This window comes from Thermophilibacter mediterraneus, from assembly GCF_900119385.1.
Lineage (GTDB): Bacteria > Actinomycetota > Coriobacteriia > Coriobacteriales > Atopobiaceae > Thermophilibacter > Thermophilibacter mediterraneus.
Genome location: NZ_FPKO01000009.1, coordinates 971227 through 987969 on the forward strand (window position 1 = coordinate 971227; position 16743 = coordinate 987969).

A 16743-nucleotide genomic window follows, 5' to 3' on the forward strand; every position below is an offset into this window, starting at 1 on the left:
GAGAGTTTTCCGATGGGGCCGCCTTGCCGAAGGGCTAGCTCAGCTCGCGGACGCACGCCTCGAGCGCCTCTGCGTCGTGGCCGGGCTCGCGGGTGAAGTGGAACGAGCGCATGCCCGCGACCTCTGCGCCGATGCAGTTGTCGAGGTTGTCGTCCACGAAGAGGCACTCGGCCGGGTCGAGGTCGTAGCGCGTGCAGAGCAGCTGGTAGACAGCTGGGTCGGGCTTCATGAGGCGCTCCATGGCCGAGACGAGGTAGCCGTCGAGGTGGGGGAGCGCGGGCGCGTGCCCGAGCTGCTCCATGATGCGCGTGGAGGCGTTTGAGAGCAGGTAGATGCCGTAGCCCTCGTTGTGCAGGCGGATGGCGAGGTCGTTGGTTGCCTCAATCGGTGCGGAGTGCTCGGGCCAGTGGAGGATGCACTCGTGGAGGCTCGCGTGAAGGCGCTCGGGGAGGTGGTGCTCCGCGTAGCGCCTCATGGTCTCGTGGGAGATGGTGCCCGAGTCGAGCAGCGACCACATGGTGGTGCCGAAGAGCGCGTCGTTGAGCAGCCTCGCGTCCTCCGGCGTCTGCGTGAAGAGGCTCGCAAAGTAGGGCCCGTCGAAGTTCATGAGCACGCCGCCCATGTCAAAGACGACGTTTCTGATGGGCTTGCTGCTGGTCATGGCGCCTCCTCGGTCGCGACTGCTGGGGAGAGTATAGCGCGGGGAGAGGCGTGTGGTCCGGGGATTGGGCGCCTGCGTTCTGAGGTTGCGCGACAGCTTGACGGCGATGCTCGGGCGTTGTGGTGATTGATCGGATCACGGGGCGCAACCTCTCCGGACCTGAGATCGATCCAGACTGGAAGATGGGCTCGAGACAGGGAGGATAGGAATGATGAGCAGGTCGGAGGGTGCGTGGGTGATCTGTCAGCGGTCTGTCGAGGCGCCGATTCAGCTCGTCAGGGTGTTCGAGTCGTGGCAGTCCACGGACGAGGACGACCTCGTTGACGGGTGCGTGCCTATGGACGGCAGCATTCAGGCATTCTGTGAGACGGGGCGGGAGTGGTACGAGCGGTACGGGGGCTTGTTCACGGGCCACTCGTCGGTCGAGAGCTTTGTCATCGACGTGTTCTGCTTCGATCCCTTGCGCGGGTGCTGGCACGTCGCGAAGGGAGATACGCCGCAGGTGCTCTGGCCCGTCTCCATGGACGACTATCACGAGCTTGCTGACATGGAACGCGATTGGTGCGAGGCGCTGGCGCGCATCCTGGCGGAGGTTCCCCGGGCGGTGAGGGGACGCACCATCCTGCGCGTACCCAGCGAGTTGAGGCCCCAGTTCGTGCGGTGGTGCAGGGCCGTCGTGAGGAGCGGCGGGCTTGATGAGTGCCTCATCCGGGGGACGCGATCGTTTCGTGAGGTCGTAAGGAGCTGTGCGGACGAGCGCGCCTGGGGCGGCTGCCGCGAGGAGAGCTTCGCGGGAGGTTCTAGGCGACACGAAAGCGGTCCTCGCGTCTGACCTTCTCGAAATTGATAACGAGGAGATCCTCGTTGGGCGCGGGCCTGGGACGTGGGGGGCTCGCGGAGCCGATCGACGGCGTTCTCCGAGCGGCCCCGCACCCTCTTCGTGCTGTTGGCGGTCTTTGATATCCTGGGCTCAGCGAGACGCGGTGAGGGGTGGGGTTGCATGGAGGAATCCTATTTTTCGAGCGCTGACCTATCGGTCGAATATGACGCTCGCGTCGAGATGGAGCGAGCGCTCGTGACGGGGTTCATCGATGCGTCCGAGGAGTCGAGGGAGCGGTACCGGCCGAGCCTCATTGCCAACGACGAGAGTACGGGCATGAACCTCATGTCGGTGATAAAGAATCAGCTCTCAACCTGCACGAGCTTCGATGTCTGCGTCGCGTTCGTGGCTAACAGCGGTCTGCAGCCGCTGGTTGAGGTGCTGTCGGAGTTGCGGAGGAGAGGTATCCGCGGACGGTTTCTCACCTCAACGTATCTGGGCTTCAACTCCCCGGACGCCTACAGCAAGCTGCTCGAGTACGACAACATAGAGGTGAGGGTCTACCAGGGCAGCCTGCACGCGAAGGGGTACGTGTTCGATCACGGCGAGACGAGTACCGTGATCATCGGCAGCTCGAACCTGACCCAGACGGCGCTCACGTGCAATCGGGAGTGGAACGTGATGTTTCGCTCGTTCGGCGCCGGCAAGATGCTTCGGTCGCTTCGCGACGAGTTCGAGGCGGTCTGGAACGATCTCCAGACCGCCGCGCTCTCCTCGAGCTGGATTGAGGAGTATCGACTGAGTTGGCGCCCGCCCGCAACGCCGCGCGTTCGGCCGTTCGTTTTCCAGGGCGGGAAAGCGGGCGTTGTCGCGTCGGGCATTCGGCCCAACAGGATGCAGAGGCTCGCTCTCCAGGCGCTCGCGAAGATCCATGAGAGACGGGAGACCCGGGCGCTTCTCATCTCCGCAACGGGAACGGGAAAGACCTATCTCTCGGCGTTTGACATCGCTGCGACAAAGCCTCATCGCGTCCTCTTCCTGGCGCATCGTCGTCGAATTCTTGAGGCGTCGCTCAGCAGCTTCCGAAGGTTGCTCGGCAGCGACTATGCCTATGGGATCTACGATCCTGGTCGCGATGCCAGCCAGATCAGTTGCCTGTTTGCCATGAGCTCGACGATCGTCCGACACCTGGAGGCTTTTGAGCCAGATGAGTTCGACTACATCGTCGTGGACGAGGCGCACAGGACGGGGTCTGCCGGCTACCAGAGGGTGCTCGGGTACTTCTCTCCGAAGTTTTGTCTGGGTATGACGGCAACGCCCAACAGAACGGACGGGTATGACGTATTCGCTCTGTTCAACCACGTAATCGCGTTTCAGATAACGCTGCAGGATGCCCTTGCCAACGACATGCTGGCGCCGTTCCACTACTTTGGTATCGCCGACCTGAAGATTGACGACAACGATGTGGACGACCCCTCGCTCTTCGGGCGCTTGACCTCGGACGAGCGCGTCAGGCACGTCATAGACAAGATCGAGGAGTACACCGTCGTAAAGAGCGAGCGTAGGGGGCTTATCTTCTGCAACCGCAACGACGAGGCAGCGGAACTCTCCGGTCGCTTCAACGAATATGGATATCGAACGTGCGCGTTGAGCGGAGAAAGCTCGGATGAGGAGCGGGCCAGGGCCATCTCTCGCTTGGAGCGGGGAGAGCTCGAGTACATCTTTACGGTCGACATCTTCAACGAGGGCGTGGACATTCCCAGCCTGAACCAAATCATCATGCTGAGGAGGACCGAGTCCGCCATCGTGTTCGTGCAGCAGCTCGGGCGAGGTCTGAGAAAGAGCAGCGGCAAGGACTACACCCTCGTGCTCGACTTCATCGGAAACTACCAGAAGAACTTCCTCGTTCCCGTTGCCCTGACGGGAGACAGGACATACAACAAGGACACCCTGAGGGCCCTGGTAAAAGAGGGCAGCAGTGCGATCCCCGGCTGCTCGACGGTCAGCTTCGACCGGATCGCGGAGGCGCGAATCTACGAGGCGATAGATGGCGGAAACTTCAGCTCGGTGAGGCTGCTGAAGGATGAGTACATGTCACTCAAGCAGGTGCTCGGGAGGATCCCGATGCTGGCTGACTTCGATGAGAACAAGTCCGTGGACCCGCTGCGCCTGTTCCGGAAGTTTGGCTCATACCATGCGTTCCTCTCGAGGCACGACCCGGATTACACCGTTGAGTTCTCCGACCGAAAAGAGCGGGCCCTGAGGTTCTTGTCCCAGAAGCTTGGGAGCGGAAAGCAGCTAGAGGACCTTTTGCTGATGAAGGGGCTTATTGCCGGATCCATCGATGCTCGCGACGAGGAGGCGCGGCGCAGCTATAGCTCGGTTGCGCTCGAGCGGTCGCGTGCGGCTGCTGTGGGGCTGCTATCCGGAAGGTTCTCCGGTGCGGAGGCAGCGGTTTCTCTTATTGTGGCTGGGGACGCTGACGGTGCGGCGAGGCTCTCGCCCGAGTTCGCCGCCGACCTCGAGGACGACGAGTTCCGTCGCCAAGTTCTTGAGCTGGTCCAGTTTGGCCTCACCCGCCACTACCAGCAGTATGGGACCCCGTACAGGGATACGAACCTCGTGCTCAATGCAAAGTACACCTATGAGGAGATCTGCTATCTGCTGAACTGGAAGAAGAACGTCAACGGGCAGAATATCGGTGGATACAAGTATGACGAAGAGACGAACACCTTCCCCGTGTTCATCAACTACGAGAAGGCTCCCGACATATCTGAGAGCACGAGATACGAGGATCGATTCGTCTCGGAACGGGAGCTCATCGCCATCTCCAAGCAGCCGCGCTACCTCACCTCGCCGGAGATCGTTCGGCTCAAGGAGCACGGGAAGAACGGCATGCGGGTCTTCCTGTTCGTCCGCAAGAACAAAAACGATGGCGAGGGCAGCAAGGAGTTCTATTTCCTCGGTGAGATGGTTCCGACGGGAAGCTACATTCCCATCGTCATGCAAGGGGCCAACAAGCCAGCTGTCGAGATATCCTACGAGCTGCTCGATCCGGTCCGACGAGACTTGTATGAGTACCTGACGAGCAACGTCGTCACGGTCGAGGCGGCCGAGGCTCAGGGGTGAAGTAGCGGGGAAAGCGCGTTCACGACCTTTACGTCTGCGGGAAGCCAGTCCACGTCCCAAAGATGGGCATAGTCGAGCCACCTGAGGTTCTCGTGCTCCGAGTCATTGATGGCTCCGCCCGCAATCTCGCAGGTGAAGCAGTCCATGAGGAGGTGGAACGTCTCATAGTCGTGCTCGACGGTGCACAGGTGGGCAAGGTTGTCGACCCTTACGCCGAGCTCCTCGCGGATCTCGCGCGTGCAGGCCTCGGTGCCGGACTCTCCGGGTTCCAGCTTCCCGCCGGGAAACTCCCAGCCGTCCTTGAACTCTCCGTATCCGCGCTGTGCGGCGAGAACCTTCCCGTCATTGAGAATGATCGCCGCCGCCACATGAACCGTCTTCATGATGTGTCACTCCTTAGTCGCCGAATGACAGTATACGCATGACGGAGGAAGTGCCCCTCAGGGAACGCGCCTGTTGCTCGGCTGTTGGCCGCGATGGGGCTGCATTCTGCACTGCGGCAGGGACTGCTTGTCAGATTCGTCGGAGCAATCGACAAATCGGACCAGGGGCCATCTACGATCGCCGACTGCGCACACCTTCCATTTTTGGGGGCTATTCGCAGCAAAAAGTGAGGGTGTGTACGGTCGACGCTAGTACAGGGCATACGGAGGGCACGATCGATGCGCTTCTCGGACTGCCCCGCCGCCCCCACGCGTGCGTGCTACACTTTCCCCATGGTAACGATGGGAGGAAACACCATGGCTGACGTGCTCTTTGTTGAGTATCCCAAGTGCAGCACCTGCAGGCGGGCCAAGGCATGGCTGGACGCGCATGGCGTGAGCTACGTAGACCGTCACATCGTCGAGGACAACCCCACGACAGATGAGCTCTCCGCGTGGCAGGCGCGCTCGGGGCTGCCCGTGCGCCGCTTCTTCAACACGAGCGGCCGACTCTATCGCGAGCGGGGCATCAAGGCGATGCTCGACGCGGGCCTGTCGGACGCCGAGGCGTTCGCGCTGCTCGCCGAGGACGGCATGCTCGTCAAGCGCCCCATCGTGGTGGGGGAGGACTTCGTGCTCGTGGGCTTCAGGGAGCCGGAATGGGAGGCCGCGCTATGCTAGACCTGACTCGCGAGTTCTGCGCCGAGAACATGGAACACGTGCCGGCGGCGGTGGCCGCGGGCGCCGCGCGCATCGAGCTCTGCGACAACCTCGCCGTGGGCGGCACCACGCCCAGCTACGGCGTCATCCGAGCCGCGGTTGCGTTCGCGCGGGAGCGCGGCGTCGACGTGATGTGCATGGTGCGCCCGCGCGGCGGCAGCTTCGAGCACACCGCCGAGGAGGCCGCCATGATGCGCGACGACCTCGTCATGGCCAAGAGCCTCGGCGTGACCGGCGTGGTCTTTGGCTGCCTCAAGGACGGCCGCCTGGACCGCGAGCTCACCTCCGAGCTGGTCCGCCTTGCGCACGAGGACGTGCCCGAGGCCCCCGGCCGCGTGGCCGTGACCTTCCACATGGCCTTCGACGCGCTTGCGCCCGAGGACCAGCTCGAGGCAATCGACTGGCTGGCCGGACTCGGCGTCGAGCGCATCCTCACGCACGGCGGCGCGGCGGGCACGCCCATCGCGGGCAACCTCGACCGCCTGCGCGCCTTCGTCGAGCGCGCCGCCGGACGCATCATCATCCTGCCGGGCGGCGGGATCAGCTGGGAGAACGCCGAGGACGTCGCCTCCGCGCTCGGCGTCCGCGAGGTCCACGGCACAAAGATCGTGAGGCTTGCCTAGCATGCCCCGTGGCCGTCAGGCGCGCGGGTTCGCCCGGGTCGCACCCGAGCTGGGCGAGCACATGGACCTCGAGGTTCTTCTCGCCAAGATGGCGGAGGGCGACGACCTCGTCCGGGGGACGGCGCTCGTCGGCGCCGAGATCTCCGACGTCTCGGCCCGCGGCACCTCGTTCGAGAGCGTCGTCTTTCGCGGGTGCGTCTTCGAGGGGGTCGACCTCTCGAACTGCACCTTCACCGATGTGCTCTTCTCGGGCTGTCGCCTCATGCGGTGCAAGATGGAGCGAACGTGGCTCAACAGGGTCGACTTCCGCTCGTGCTCGGCTCCGGGGATGAGCTTTCTCAAGGGTCGGCTCACGGGCGTGAGCATGGTCGACAGCCAGTTCAGCTACTGCGACTTCTCGGAGGCGAGCGTCAGCAGCCTGCGGGCGAGCTCCACGAGCCTCGTCGAGTCCAACGTCTACTCGACGAGGCTCAGCCGCGTCGAGCTTGACGGCTGCGACCTCACGAGGTCCACGGTCTTTCGTGCGAGCCTCGCCGGCGTCGATCTCTCGACCTGCGACATCACGGGAATTCGGGTCTCGAGCGACTTCCACGAGCTGCGAGGAGCCATCGTGGGCGAGGAGCAGGCCGTGCAGCTCGCGACCCTGCTGGGCATCAGGATAAAGGAGGAGGAAGCATGGCTCTCCTAGATGAGGACGCCTCCCTCGAGGAGGTCCAGGCGGTCTTTAGGAACGACCACTTTGCCACGGACGCGTGCGGCTGCCGCGTGGTCGAGGCCTCGCGCGGGCACGCGGTCACCGAGTTCGACATCACCCCGGGGCACCGCAACGAAAAGGGCGGCGTGATGGGCGGGGCCATCTTCACGGTGGCCGACCTCGCGTTTGCCGTGGCGTCGAACGTGGGCGAGCCTGTGACGGTCTCCGTGAGCAGCTCGATTGAGTTCATGAGCGCCGCCAAGGGCACGAAGCTCATCGCGACCGCGGACGTCGACAAGAACGGTCGCACGCTCGGCTTCTACACCTGTCTGGTGACCGACGAGCTGGGTACGCCGGTGGCTCGCGTCACGCAGACGTGCATGCACCTCGGCTGAGGGGCGCGCGGCTGACGTGGGGCGGCCCTGACGCGCCCGATTGCCTCCGTATGGAAAGGCCGACCGCACACACCCTTCATCTTGGCCCCGTGGGACCACCTGAAGTTGAAGGTGTGCGCGGTCGGGTGGAGTAGGGTCGGGGCTCCGGTTCCGGAACGGCGGGCCGGCGGTGCCCGCGAGGGAGGAGGTCAGCGCCGACGTGCGGATCGGAGCTCAAAGCGTGCGCTTGGCGCGGGCCTTCTCGCGGCAAGGGCGATAGCCCGTCCCTTGCGCACGGTTCTGCTGGAGATTCCGTGCGTTTGGGGCGGGCTATCTTCTGGAGCGTGCGTTTGGGGCGGGCTGGGGAATGCGGCGTCGCCCGCCGCCTCAGTGCTCCCTAGGGCAGCGGCGGGAGCTGCTCGGGCATGTCACCCACGAGCGGGCGCACGTAGCGCAGCAGCTCCTCGGTGACGCCCATCCCGTCCTCGGTGATCCACTCTGCGGGGACGTGGCGCACCTGGTTGGCAACGGAGAGCACGTCGATGAGCTTGGTGCGGACCTCGTACGGGTCGTCCGCCACGCGCTCGAGCGCGCACATCTTGACCGTCTCGCCGTCGAGCGCGGCGCGGGTGCTCGTGCCGCCGAGCATGTACGCCTCGTTAAGGTCGGTGCGGCTCACGACCTGGCTCGCGCAGCGCTGCAGCGTCGAGAGCTCCACGGCGCGCGTCTTGCAGCCCAGGCGCTCCTTCGTGACCGAGGCGAGGTAGCGCCCCGTGCCGGAGAGCGTGGCCAGGTGGCCGAACTCGTCGACGCCTGCGCCGGGGGCGGCGAGCTCGGCGTAGAGTCGCCCGTCGGGGGTTCGCACGCCCTCGCTCACGCCCACCACCACGGTGTTCTTGCTCTTGAGCAGGCCGGCAAGCCGCTCCATGAGCACGTCCTCCACGAGCGGGACCTCGGGCAGCAGCACGAGGTCGGGGTTGGCGAGCGCCGAGGACGCGGCGAGCCAGCCGGCGTCGCGCCCCATGATCTCGACGAAGGTGACGCTCTTGAGGTCGTAGACGTCGGCATCGAGGGCGAGCTCGGCCGTGGAGGTGGCCACGAGGCGCGCCGCGCTGCCGAAGCCGGGGGTGTGGTCGGTGCCCACGAGGTCGTTGTCGATGGTCTTGGGGATGCCGATGAAGCGGATCTCGCTCCCGACGGAGCGGCCGTAGTCGCCGAGCTTGGCGATGGTGTCCATGGAGTCGTTGCCGCCGATGTAGAGGACGCAGTCGGCGCCCGCCTCGGCAAACCGACGGAAGAGGTCCTGGTAGAACGGCTCGTTCTCGGCGGGCTGGGGGAGCTTGAAGCGACAGCTGCCGAGCCAGCTCGCGGGGGTCTGCTTGAGCAGGGAGAGGCTCCGGGCGTCGGGCAGCACCTCGTCGAGGTCGACGGTCCTCCCGGCGAGGAAGCCCTGGATACCGTACCGCATGCCCGTGACGCGCGCCCCCACCGAGCGCGCCGCGGCCACCACGCCGGCAAGGCTCGCGTTGATTGCGGCCGTGGGTCCGCCCGACTGTCCCACCAGCACGGTCTTCTCGCTCATTGAGACGCTCCCTTCGTAGGATTCCGGTCCCTAGAGCATAGCGCATGGCGGGTTCGGGTCGATTCGCTCGGGGGCGAGAGGGGCGACGGCCCCGGTGGCGCGGCGGCGCGAGGGGATCGGCCCCGCGCCACCGGCCACCTCACCGGGGCGGGCGCGGACGCGCGCCCCGGCGAGGTGACGGCCCCCGCTCTGCCGCTCTACGCGAGGTTGTAGAAGGCCGCCTTCTGGAGGTATGAGGCGGAGGAGCCGAGCTCGTCCTCGATGCGCAGGAGCTGGTTGTACTTTGCCACGCGGTCGGTGCGGGCCGGGGCGCCGGTCTTGATCTGGCCGGCGTTCACGGCGACGGCGAGGTCGGCGATCGTGGTGTCCTCGGTCTCACCGGAGCGATGGGAGACCACGGCGGTGTAGCCTGCGCGCTTCGCCGTCTCGATGGCGTCGAGGGTCTCCGTCAGGCTGCCGATCTGGTTGACCTTGATGAGGATGGCGTTGGCGGCGCCGAGCTCGATGCCGCGGCGCAGGCGCTCGGTGTTGGTGACGAAGAGGTCGTCGCCCACGAGCTGGACCTTCTTGCCCAGGCGCTCGGTGAGCTTGACCCAGCCGTCCCAGTCCTCCTCGGCGAGGCCGTCCTCGATGGAGATGATCGGGTACCTCTCGACGAGCTCGGCCCAGTAGTCGACCATCTCGTCGGACGTGAGCGTGCGGCCCTCGCCCTTGAGCTCGTAGAGGCCGGTCTGCTTGTTGTAGCACTCGGAGGTGGCGGGGTCCATGGCGAACATGAAGTCCTCGCCCGGCCTGAAGCCTGCGGCCTCGACGGCCTCCATCAGGTAGACGAAGGGCTCGGCGTTGGTCTTGAGGTCGGGGGCGAAGCCGCCCTCGTCGCCCACGCCGGTGGAGAGGCCCGCCTTCTTGAGGGTGTCCTTGAGGGTGTGGTAGACCTGCGCGCACCACCGCAGTCCGGTCGCGAAGTCGGGCGCGCCGACCGGCATGATCATGAACTCCTGGAAGTCGACGTTGTTGTCGGCGTGGACGCCCCCGTTCAGGATGTTCATCATCGGGACGGGCAGGGTGTGGGCGTTGGGCCCGCCGAGGTACGCGTAGAGGGGGAGACCGGCGGAGGCCGCCGCGGCGCGGGCGATGGCCAGCGAGCAGCCGAGGATGGCGTTGGCGCCGAGGCGGCCCTTGTTGGGCGTGCCGTCGGCGGCGATCATCGCCTCGTCGGCGCCGCGCTGGTCGGTGGCCTCGCGACCCACGAGGACGTCCGCGAGCTCGCCGTTGACGTGCGCCACGGCCTGGGAGACGCCCTTGCCGAGATAGCGGTCCTTGTCCCCGTCGCGCAGCTCGACGGCCTCGAACTCGCCGGTCGACGCCCCGGAGGGCACGATGGCGCGGCCGAACGAGCCGTCCTCGAGCGTGACCTCGACCTCGACGGTGGGGTTGCCGCGGGAGTCGAGGACCTCGCGACCGTAGACCTTGGTGATTGTGCTCATGGTGACTGCCTTTCTGTTTGATGAGGCTAACTCTTACCAGTTAAGTATACCCAAGTAAACTTGTTCTAGACCGGGAATGTGACAGCGGGGACGGAGCGGTGACAGGTGCTACGTCCCCGGTGTCCCATCGGCGTCCCACGGGTTGTGCGATTTCGGAAAGGTTGCAGATGCCGTCCCATGGTTCTTCTCGGCATATATACTTGTGCGGTTACTGGGAGCGGAGGGCTGCTTGGGGGGCGGCGCCGCAGGACGGGGAGGTACGCATGGGAGCGTTCTTTGGCGCGGTCTCGCATCGTGACGTCGCACTCGACGTGTTCTTTGGCGTCGACTACCACTCGCACTTGGGCACGCGCCGCGCGGGCATGGTGTCGTGCCGCCCGGGCGGGGGGTTCAACCGCCAGATCCACTCCATCGAGAACACGCCCTTCCGCACCAAGTTCGAGCACGACCTGCCCGAGCTCTCGGGCACCTGCGCCATGGGCTGCATCTCGGACGCCGACCCTCAGCCGCTGCTCGTGCGCTCCCACCTGGGCGTCTACGCGATCTCCACGGTGGGTGCCGTCGCCAACGTGGACGAGCTCGTCGAGCGCTTCGAGAGGGACGGCCACCAGTTCATGGCCACGAGCTCGGGCGCGGTGAACATAAACGAGCTCATCGCGGCGCTCATCAACACGCAGGGCAGCATCGTCGACGGCATCCGCTACGCCCAGGACCAGATCGAGGGGTCGCTCACCCTGCTCATCATGACGGAGGGCGGCGAGCTCATCGCCGCGCGCGACAAGATGGGCCGCCTGCCCGTCCTCATCGGGCGCGACGACGACGGCTACTGCGTGACCTTCGAGTCGTTTGCCTACGGCAAGCTCGGGTACGTGGACGAGTACGAGCTCGGGTCCGCGGAGATCGTCAAGATTTGCGCCGACGGCTACGAGACCCTCTCCCCGGCGAGCGACGAGATGCGCATCTGCGCCTTCCTCTGGGTCTACTACGGCTACCCCAACTCCACCTACGAGGGCGTCAACGTCGAGGTCATGCGCTACCGCAACGGCGCCATCATGGCCCGCGAGGAGCGCGCCCACGGCTTGCTCCCCGAGGTCGACTGCGTCGCCGGCATGCCCGACTCGGGACTTCCGCACGGCATCGGCTACGCAAACGAGTCCGGCGTGCCGCTCGCGCGTCCGTTCGTGAAGTACACCCCCACCTGGCCGCGCTCGTTCATGCCGGCTAACCAGGAGGTGCGCAACCGCGTCGCCAAGATGAAGCAGATCCCGGTGCCCGAGCTCATCCGCGACAAGCGCCTGCTGCTCGTCGACGACTCCATCGTCCGCGGCACCCAGATGCGCGAGACGATCGACTTCCTGCGCGACACGGGCGCCGCTGAGGTCCACATGCGCTCCGCGTGCCCGCCGATCATGTACGGCTGCAAGTACCTCTCGTTCTCGCGCAGCCGCTCCGAGTACGAGCTCATTGCCCGGCGCAAGGTCCGCGAGCTCGAGGGCGACGAGGGCGAGAAGCACCTCGACGAGTACGCGGACGGTCGCAGCGAGCGCAGCCGGTGCCTCCTGCGCTCCATCTGCGAGGAGATGGGCTTCGACTCGCTCGAGTACCAGACGCTCGACGGCATGCTCGAGGCCATCGGCATCGACCGCAAGAAGGTCTGCACCTACTGCTGGAACGGCAGGGAGTAGCTGGGACAGGGGGACGGGGGCTTGTCAGCGCTCCGTCCCCCTGTCACATTCTGGTCAGCAGTTGCCCACGTAGACGTGGGCGAGGTGGGCCCGCGCCACCTCGGCGAGCCGGCGGACGTCCGCGACGGGCGTGGGCGGGCGGTCCGTCATGCGCCAGCGCGGGAAGAAGCGCGTGACGTGGTAGGCGACCTCCTCGCGGCCCCTCCCGCCGTCGAGCCCGGCGAGCCAGCGCGCGATGGCGTCTATCTCGCCCTCGGAGTCGTTCAGCCCAGGCACCACGAGGGTGGTCACCTCAAGGTGGCAGCGCGGGTCCTGCGCGAGCCGCTCGATCGTGCGGCGCACGGCCCCGAACGAGCCCGGTGCCCCGCCGCACGTCGCGTAGAGGTCGTCCGAGAAGCCCTTGAGGTCGATGTTCGCCGCGTCGAGAAGCCCGTCGAGCCCCTCCAGCGCCGCCTCGCCCGCGCACCCGTTGGACACGAGGACGCTCGCGAGGCCCTCGTCGCGCGCGAGCCGCGCGCAGTCGCGGACGTACTCCCAGCACACGAGCGGCTCGTTGTAGGTGTGGGCGATGCCCGTGACGCGCGGGTCCCGCCGTCGCGCCTCGACGGCGAGCGCGACCAGCTCGTCGGGCGCCACCTCGCGCCACCCCACGTCCTTCTCGCCCGCCTGCGAGATCTCGAAGTTCTGGCAGAAGGGGCAGGAGAGGTTGCATCCGTAGCCGCCGACGGAGAGCACGAGCGTGCCCGGGCGCCAGCGGGCGAGCGGCTTCTTCTCGACCGGGTCGAGCGCGAGCGAGGTCAGGCGGCCGTAGCCGGCTGCGACCACGCGACCGCCCGCGCCGCGCCGCGCGCGGCATGCGCCGAGCGCGCCCGGGGCGAGGCGGCAGCGACGGGGGCAGGCGTCGCAGACGGCGGTCTCGCCCCCGGCGGTCTCGCCCCCGGCCCGCGCGCCCGGCTCGTCGGCGCTCACCTGTGACGCTCCACGACGAAGCGCTCCAGGCGCACGCCCGGCTCGTCGAGGTCGATGCCACCCTTGCGCGCCGCGATGCGCAGCTGCTCGTCGACCGTGTCCACGCCGTCGAGGTCCGGCAGGAGGATCCCGCGCCGCCCGCGGCTCGCGCTCACGATGACGCCGTAGCGACGGCAGTCGAGCTGCTCCGGCCCGTCGACGGGCTCCGGCTCTCCGAGGACGTCCACGTCGTAGACGAGCTCGGGCAGCTCGTCCTCGCGGACGGGCGAGAAGCGCGGGTCGTGGCAGCCCGCCGAGACTGCGTTCTCGACGATCTCCTCGGCGAGGTTCGCACGTGTTGGCGCGATAGTGCCGATGCACCCCCTGAGCTGGCCGTTCTTTGTAATTGAGACAAAGGCGCCCGCACGGCGGGAGAGCAGCTCGCCCGGCAGGTCCCCCGGGAGCCGCGCCATGCGGCCTCCGCCTCGCACGCGGTGCTCGAGCGAGGCGCGGGCGAGGGCGACGAGAGGGTCCTCGTCCCGGCGCCTGCGAGCCATGTCGTCTGCATGCCAGCGCTCGTAGGCCTCGTCGAGGGCGCGCTCGGGGGCGGAGCCCGCCGGGCCCGTGGGGGAGAGGACGGCGACGCCGTACCCCACGCCGAAGGGCCCCTCGTGCGAGAGCAGCTCGGCCGTGACGGGCGTGCGGTCGAGGGCGCCGGCCATGATTTGGAACGAGCGCAGCCCGCACTCCGCGGCGCGCTCGCAGAGGCCGGGATCGGCCGTGAGCAGGGGGAGGAGGTCTCCGGAGCCGAGCGCCTCGCAGGCGAGCTCGTCGAAGGCGGGGCCGTCGGGGGAGTAGCCGTAGGGGCCGTCGGGGGAGAGCTTGTGCGAGAGGTCGCCGGAGGCGACGTAGGCCACGCGCCTCTCCAGGCGCTCCGCCGCGCGCTGGACGAGCTGCCCCATGCGGTAGTGCTCGAGCGGCGAGAGGCCCGAGATGCCCATGCGCACCACGCGGTAGGGCGCGGGCTCCCGCCCCGCCTCGCGAAGCTCGGCGTAGGCCTCCTGGAGGAAGTGGAGCGGAACGAGGACGCCCCAGTCGAGGTCGTGCTCGCGCTCGCCGCGGGTTCCCGCGGGCAGGCCCTCCTCGCGCGCGAGGCGCTCGAGCTCGGCGACGAGCTCCTCGTCGTATGTGACGCGCGACCCGTCCGCCGGGTCACCGAACTGCGCGAACGTCCCGCGCGCCCCGCTGCCCGGAGCGATGTGCAGGTAGTCGAGGTACATGGCCGTATGGGGGCTCGACACGACGACGGTCTCGGGCTCGAGCGCCGCGATGCGCCGCGCGACCTCCCGGTAGGCGTCCACGGTCGCCTGGACCTCGCGCTCGCGGCCATGTCCCACGCCGGGCACGATCAGCGGTGGGTGAGGAACTGCGACGGCAATGACGACGGGCATGCGACCACCTCCGGGTGACAATCGCGTCAGGTTCACCTGCCACCGTACCCCGCTTGATACCATGTGGCCACGCCGAGCGGGCAAACTGTCGACTTTTGGTCGCGGAAGGAGCGTGGGGGGGCATGACGGCTGCGCTGATGGCTACAGGAGCGGTTCTCGCGGCGTACGGCGTGCTTATGGCGCTGCTGTATCCCGCGGGAGGGTTCTTCCTGGTGTGGATCGCGCTGGGCGCGGCGCTCGTGGTCGCCGCGCGCGTGGAGCGCGCGCGGGTCGCGGTGTGCGCCGTCCTTGCGGCGTGCGCGCTCGTGGCGGGCGCCCTCTGCGCGCTCATCGGGTCGGCGGCCGCGTCGACGCCGCCGGCGGGGCTGGACAGCCTGGTGGTTCTGGGGGCCGGGCTGCGCGCGGACGGCTACCCGACCGAGACGCTGCGCTACCGCCTGGACGCCGCCCTCGACTACCTGGACCGGAACCCCGAGACCGCCTGCGTCGTCTCGGGCGGGCAGGGTCCCGGCGAGCCGGTGGCGGAGGCGGACGCCATGGCGGACTACCTCGTCGCGCACGGCCTGGACGAGGGGCGCGTAACCAGGGAGGACCGATCGACCACCACGGCCGAGAACGTCCGCAACTCCGCGGGGCTCCTGGGGCGGGACGCCTCGGTCGCCATCGTGACCAACGACTTCCACCTCTACCGGGCCCTTCGCATAGCAGAGAAGAACGGTCTTCCCGGCGCGTTTGGCCTGGCGGCACCCACCAACCCGCTCTACCTGCCCCAGGCGACGCTGCGCGAGTGCGCGGCCCTCGTGAAGGACTTCCTTGTGGGCAATCTGTAGGGCGCGGGCGCCCCTCCCGGACCATCGAGAGGGGCGCCCGCGCTCAGGTGTCGCTTCTGCCTACGCCGCCTCGGCGTCGAGGGTCTCGCGGATGGCGAGGATGAACTCGCGCGTCCCGAGCGTCTGCGGGTCGGGCAGGCTCGTGATGCGCGCGAGGTCGCCGGTCATCCTGCCCGCCTCGATGGTGTGGATCGTGGCGGCCTCGAGGCGCCCCGCGAAGTCCACGAGCTCGGGCAGCTCGTCGAGCTCGCCGCGCTTGCGCAGCGCGCCGGTCCACGCGAAGATCGTGGCGACGGAGTTGGTGGAGGTGGACTCGCCCCTCAGGTGCTTGTAGTAGTGGCGCTGGACGGTGCCGTGCGCCGCCTCGTACTCGAAGTAGCCGTGCGGGCTCACGAGCACGCTCGTCATCATGGCGAGGCTTCCGAAGGCCGAGGAGAGCATGTCGCTCATGACGTCGCCGTCGTAGTTCTTGCACGCCCAGATGAAGCCGCCCTCGGACTTGACCACGCGCGCCACCGCGTCGTCGATGAGGGTGTAGAAGTACTCGATGCCTGCCGCCTCGAACTTCTCGCGGTACTCCGTCTCGTAGATGTCGGCGAAGACGTCCTTGAAGCGGTGGTCATAGGTCTTGGAGATGGTGTCCTTGGTGGCGAACCACAGGTCCTGGCCCGTGGAGAGCGCGTACTCGAAGCAGCTGCGCGCGAAGCTCTCGATGGAGGAGTCGAGGTTGTGCTGACCCTGCACGACGCCGGGCCCGTCGAAGACGTGGACGAGCTCGCGTCGCTCGGTGCCGTCCTCGGCGGTGTAGACGAGCTCGACCCTGCCGGGGCCGTCGATGCGCATCTCGGAGTTCTTGTACACGTCGCCATAGGCGTGGCGCGCGATGGTGATGGGCTTCTTCCAGCAGCTGACCACGGGGTCGATGCCCTTGACCACGATAGGGGAGCGGAACACCGTGCCGTCAAGGATGGCGCGGATGGTCCCGTTGGGGCTCTTCCACATCTTCTTGAGGCCGTACTCCTCGACGCGCTGCGCGTTGGGGGTGATGGTCGCGCACTTGACGGCCACGCCCAGGCGCTTGGTGGCCTCGGCGGAGTCGACGGTGACCTGGTCGTCGGTCTTGTCGCGGTTCTCGAGGCCGAGGTCGTAGTACTCGGTCTTGAGGTCGACGTACGGGCAGATGAGCTCGTCCTTGATGATCTGCCAGATGATGCGGGTCATCTCGTCGCCGTCCATCTCGACGAGCGGGGTCTTCATCTCGATCTTGGCCATGATGCCTCCGATAGTGACGCGTGGCGTTCGGTCCGGGACGAATGT

The 16743-nt window shown here is 67.1% G+C and carries 15 protein-coding genes; 8 read left to right on the forward strand and 7 right to left on the reverse strand.

All coding sequences use genetic code 11. The annotated features are described in order from the left end of the window. Positions 1 to 34: 34 nt before the first annotated feature. On the reverse strand, positions 35 to 661 hold the full coding sequence (locus tag BQ7106_RS09290; protein WP_072374647.1) for an HAD family hydrolase: 627 nt from the start codon (positions 659 to 661) through the stop codon (positions 35 to 37). A gap of 208 nt (positions 662 to 869) precedes the next feature. Between BQ7106_RS09290 and BQ7106_RS09295 the strand changes: the two genes are divergently transcribed. Next, on the forward strand, positions 870 to 1493 hold the full coding sequence (locus BQ7106_RS09295; protein WP_072374650.1) for a hypothetical protein: 624 nt from the start codon (positions 870 to 872) through the stop codon (positions 1491 to 1493). Between the two features lie 168 nt (positions 1494 to 1661). After that, a complete protein-coding gene (locus BQ7106_RS09300; RefSeq protein ID WP_072375536.1) occupies positions 1662 to 4610 on the forward strand; it encodes a DEAD/DEAH box helicase in 2949 nt (982 codons plus the stop codon). Here BQ7106_RS09300 and BQ7106_RS09305 read toward each other — a convergent pair. Continuing rightward, positions 4601 to 4993, reverse strand: a complete 393-nt coding sequence (locus BQ7106_RS09305) for a (deoxy)nucleoside triphosphate pyrophosphohydrolase (RefSeq protein ID WP_072374652.1) — start codon at positions 4991 to 4993, stop codon at positions 4601 to 4603. The two genes, BQ7106_RS09300 and BQ7106_RS09305, sit on opposite strands and share 10 nt — an antisense overlap. A 357-nt stretch (positions 4994 to 5350) precedes the next feature. Here BQ7106_RS09305 and BQ7106_RS09310 point away from each other — a divergent pair, with 357 nt between their 5' ends. Genes BQ7106_RS09310 through BQ7106_RS09325 form a run of 4 tightly spaced genes read left to right on the forward strand, consistent with a single transcriptional unit; the run spans position 5351 to position 7464 of the window. Further along, positions 5351 to 5713, forward strand: a complete 363-nt coding sequence (locus BQ7106_RS09310) for an arsenate reductase family protein (protein ID WP_072374655.1) — start codon at positions 5351 to 5353, stop codon at positions 5711 to 5713. Then, entirely contained in the window at positions 5707 to 6375 is a 669-nt protein-coding gene (locus BQ7106_RS09315; RefSeq protein ID WP_083527003.1) for a copper homeostasis protein CutC, read from the forward strand. The genes BQ7106_RS09310 and BQ7106_RS09315 overlap by 7 nt, the downstream gene beginning before the upstream one ends. 1 nt (position 6376) lies before the next feature. After that, positions 6377 to 7063, forward strand: coding sequence for a pentapeptide repeat-containing protein (locus BQ7106_RS09320; protein WP_072374658.1), 687 nt, complete (start codon positions 6377 to 6379; stop codon positions 7061 to 7063). Next, the gene (locus BQ7106_RS09325) at positions 7051 to 7464 is read left to right on the forward strand and encodes a PaaI family thioesterase (protein WP_072374661.1); all 414 of its coding nucleotides are present in this window, start codon (positions 7051 to 7053) and stop codon (positions 7462 to 7464) included. The genes BQ7106_RS09320 and BQ7106_RS09325 overlap by 13 nt, the downstream gene beginning before the upstream one ends. A 376-nt stretch (positions 7465 to 7840) precedes the next feature. Here BQ7106_RS09325 and BQ7106_RS09330 read toward each other — a convergent pair whose 3' ends face one another. Together BQ7106_RS09330 and eno are read right to left on the reverse strand one after the other, a co-directional pair. Then, the gene (locus BQ7106_RS09330) at positions 7841 to 9025 is read right to left on the reverse strand and encodes a diphosphate--fructose-6-phosphate 1-phosphotransferase (RefSeq protein WP_072374663.1); all 1185 of its coding nucleotides are present in this window, start codon (positions 9023 to 9025) and stop codon (positions 7841 to 7843) included. A 197-nt stretch (positions 9026 to 9222) separates the two neighbouring features. Further along, positions 9223 to 10512: a phosphopyruvate hydratase gene (gene eno / locus BQ7106_RS09335; protein ID WP_072374665.1), complete on the reverse strand. Its 1290-nt coding sequence runs from the start codon at positions 10510 to 10512 to the stop codon at positions 9223 to 9225. A gap of 263 nt (positions 10513 to 10775) precedes the next feature. Between eno and BQ7106_RS09340 the strand changes: the two genes are divergently transcribed. After that, positions 10776 to 12197 (forward strand): amidophosphoribosyltransferase, encoded by a 1422-nt coding sequence (locus BQ7106_RS09340; protein WP_072374667.1) that lies wholly within the window; start codon positions 10776 to 10778, stop codon positions 12195 to 12197. Between the two features lie 54 nt (positions 12198 to 12251). Here the strand turns inward: BQ7106_RS09340 and amrS are convergent, their stop codons facing one another. After that, positions 12252 to 13166: an AmmeMemoRadiSam system radical SAM enzyme gene (gene amrS / locus BQ7106_RS09345; RefSeq protein ID WP_072374669.1), complete on the reverse strand. Its 915-nt coding sequence runs from the start codon at positions 13164 to 13166 to the stop codon at positions 12252 to 12254. Next, on the reverse strand, positions 13163 to 14596 hold the full coding sequence (gene amrA / locus BQ7106_RS09350; RefSeq protein WP_072374673.1) for an AmmeMemoRadiSam system protein A: 1434 nt from the start codon (positions 14594 to 14596) through the stop codon (positions 13163 to 13165). Before amrA ends, amrS begins: the two co-directional genes overlap by 4 nt. Positions 14597 to 14718: 122 nt before the next feature. Between amrA and BQ7106_RS09355 the strand changes: the two genes are divergently transcribed. After that, a complete protein-coding gene (locus BQ7106_RS09355) occupies positions 14719 to 15426 on the forward strand; it encodes a YdcF family protein (protein ID WP_072374675.1) in 708 nt (235 codons plus the stop codon). Positions 15427 to 15486: 60 nt separating this feature from the next. Here BQ7106_RS09355 and BQ7106_RS09360 read toward each other — a convergent pair whose 3' ends face one another. Then, positions 15487 to 16698 (reverse strand): NADP-dependent isocitrate dehydrogenase, encoded by a 1212-nt coding sequence (locus BQ7106_RS09360; RefSeq protein ID WP_072374678.1) that lies wholly within the window; start codon positions 16696 to 16698, stop codon positions 15487 to 15489. Between the last annotated feature and the right edge of the window lie 45 nt (positions 16699 to 16743).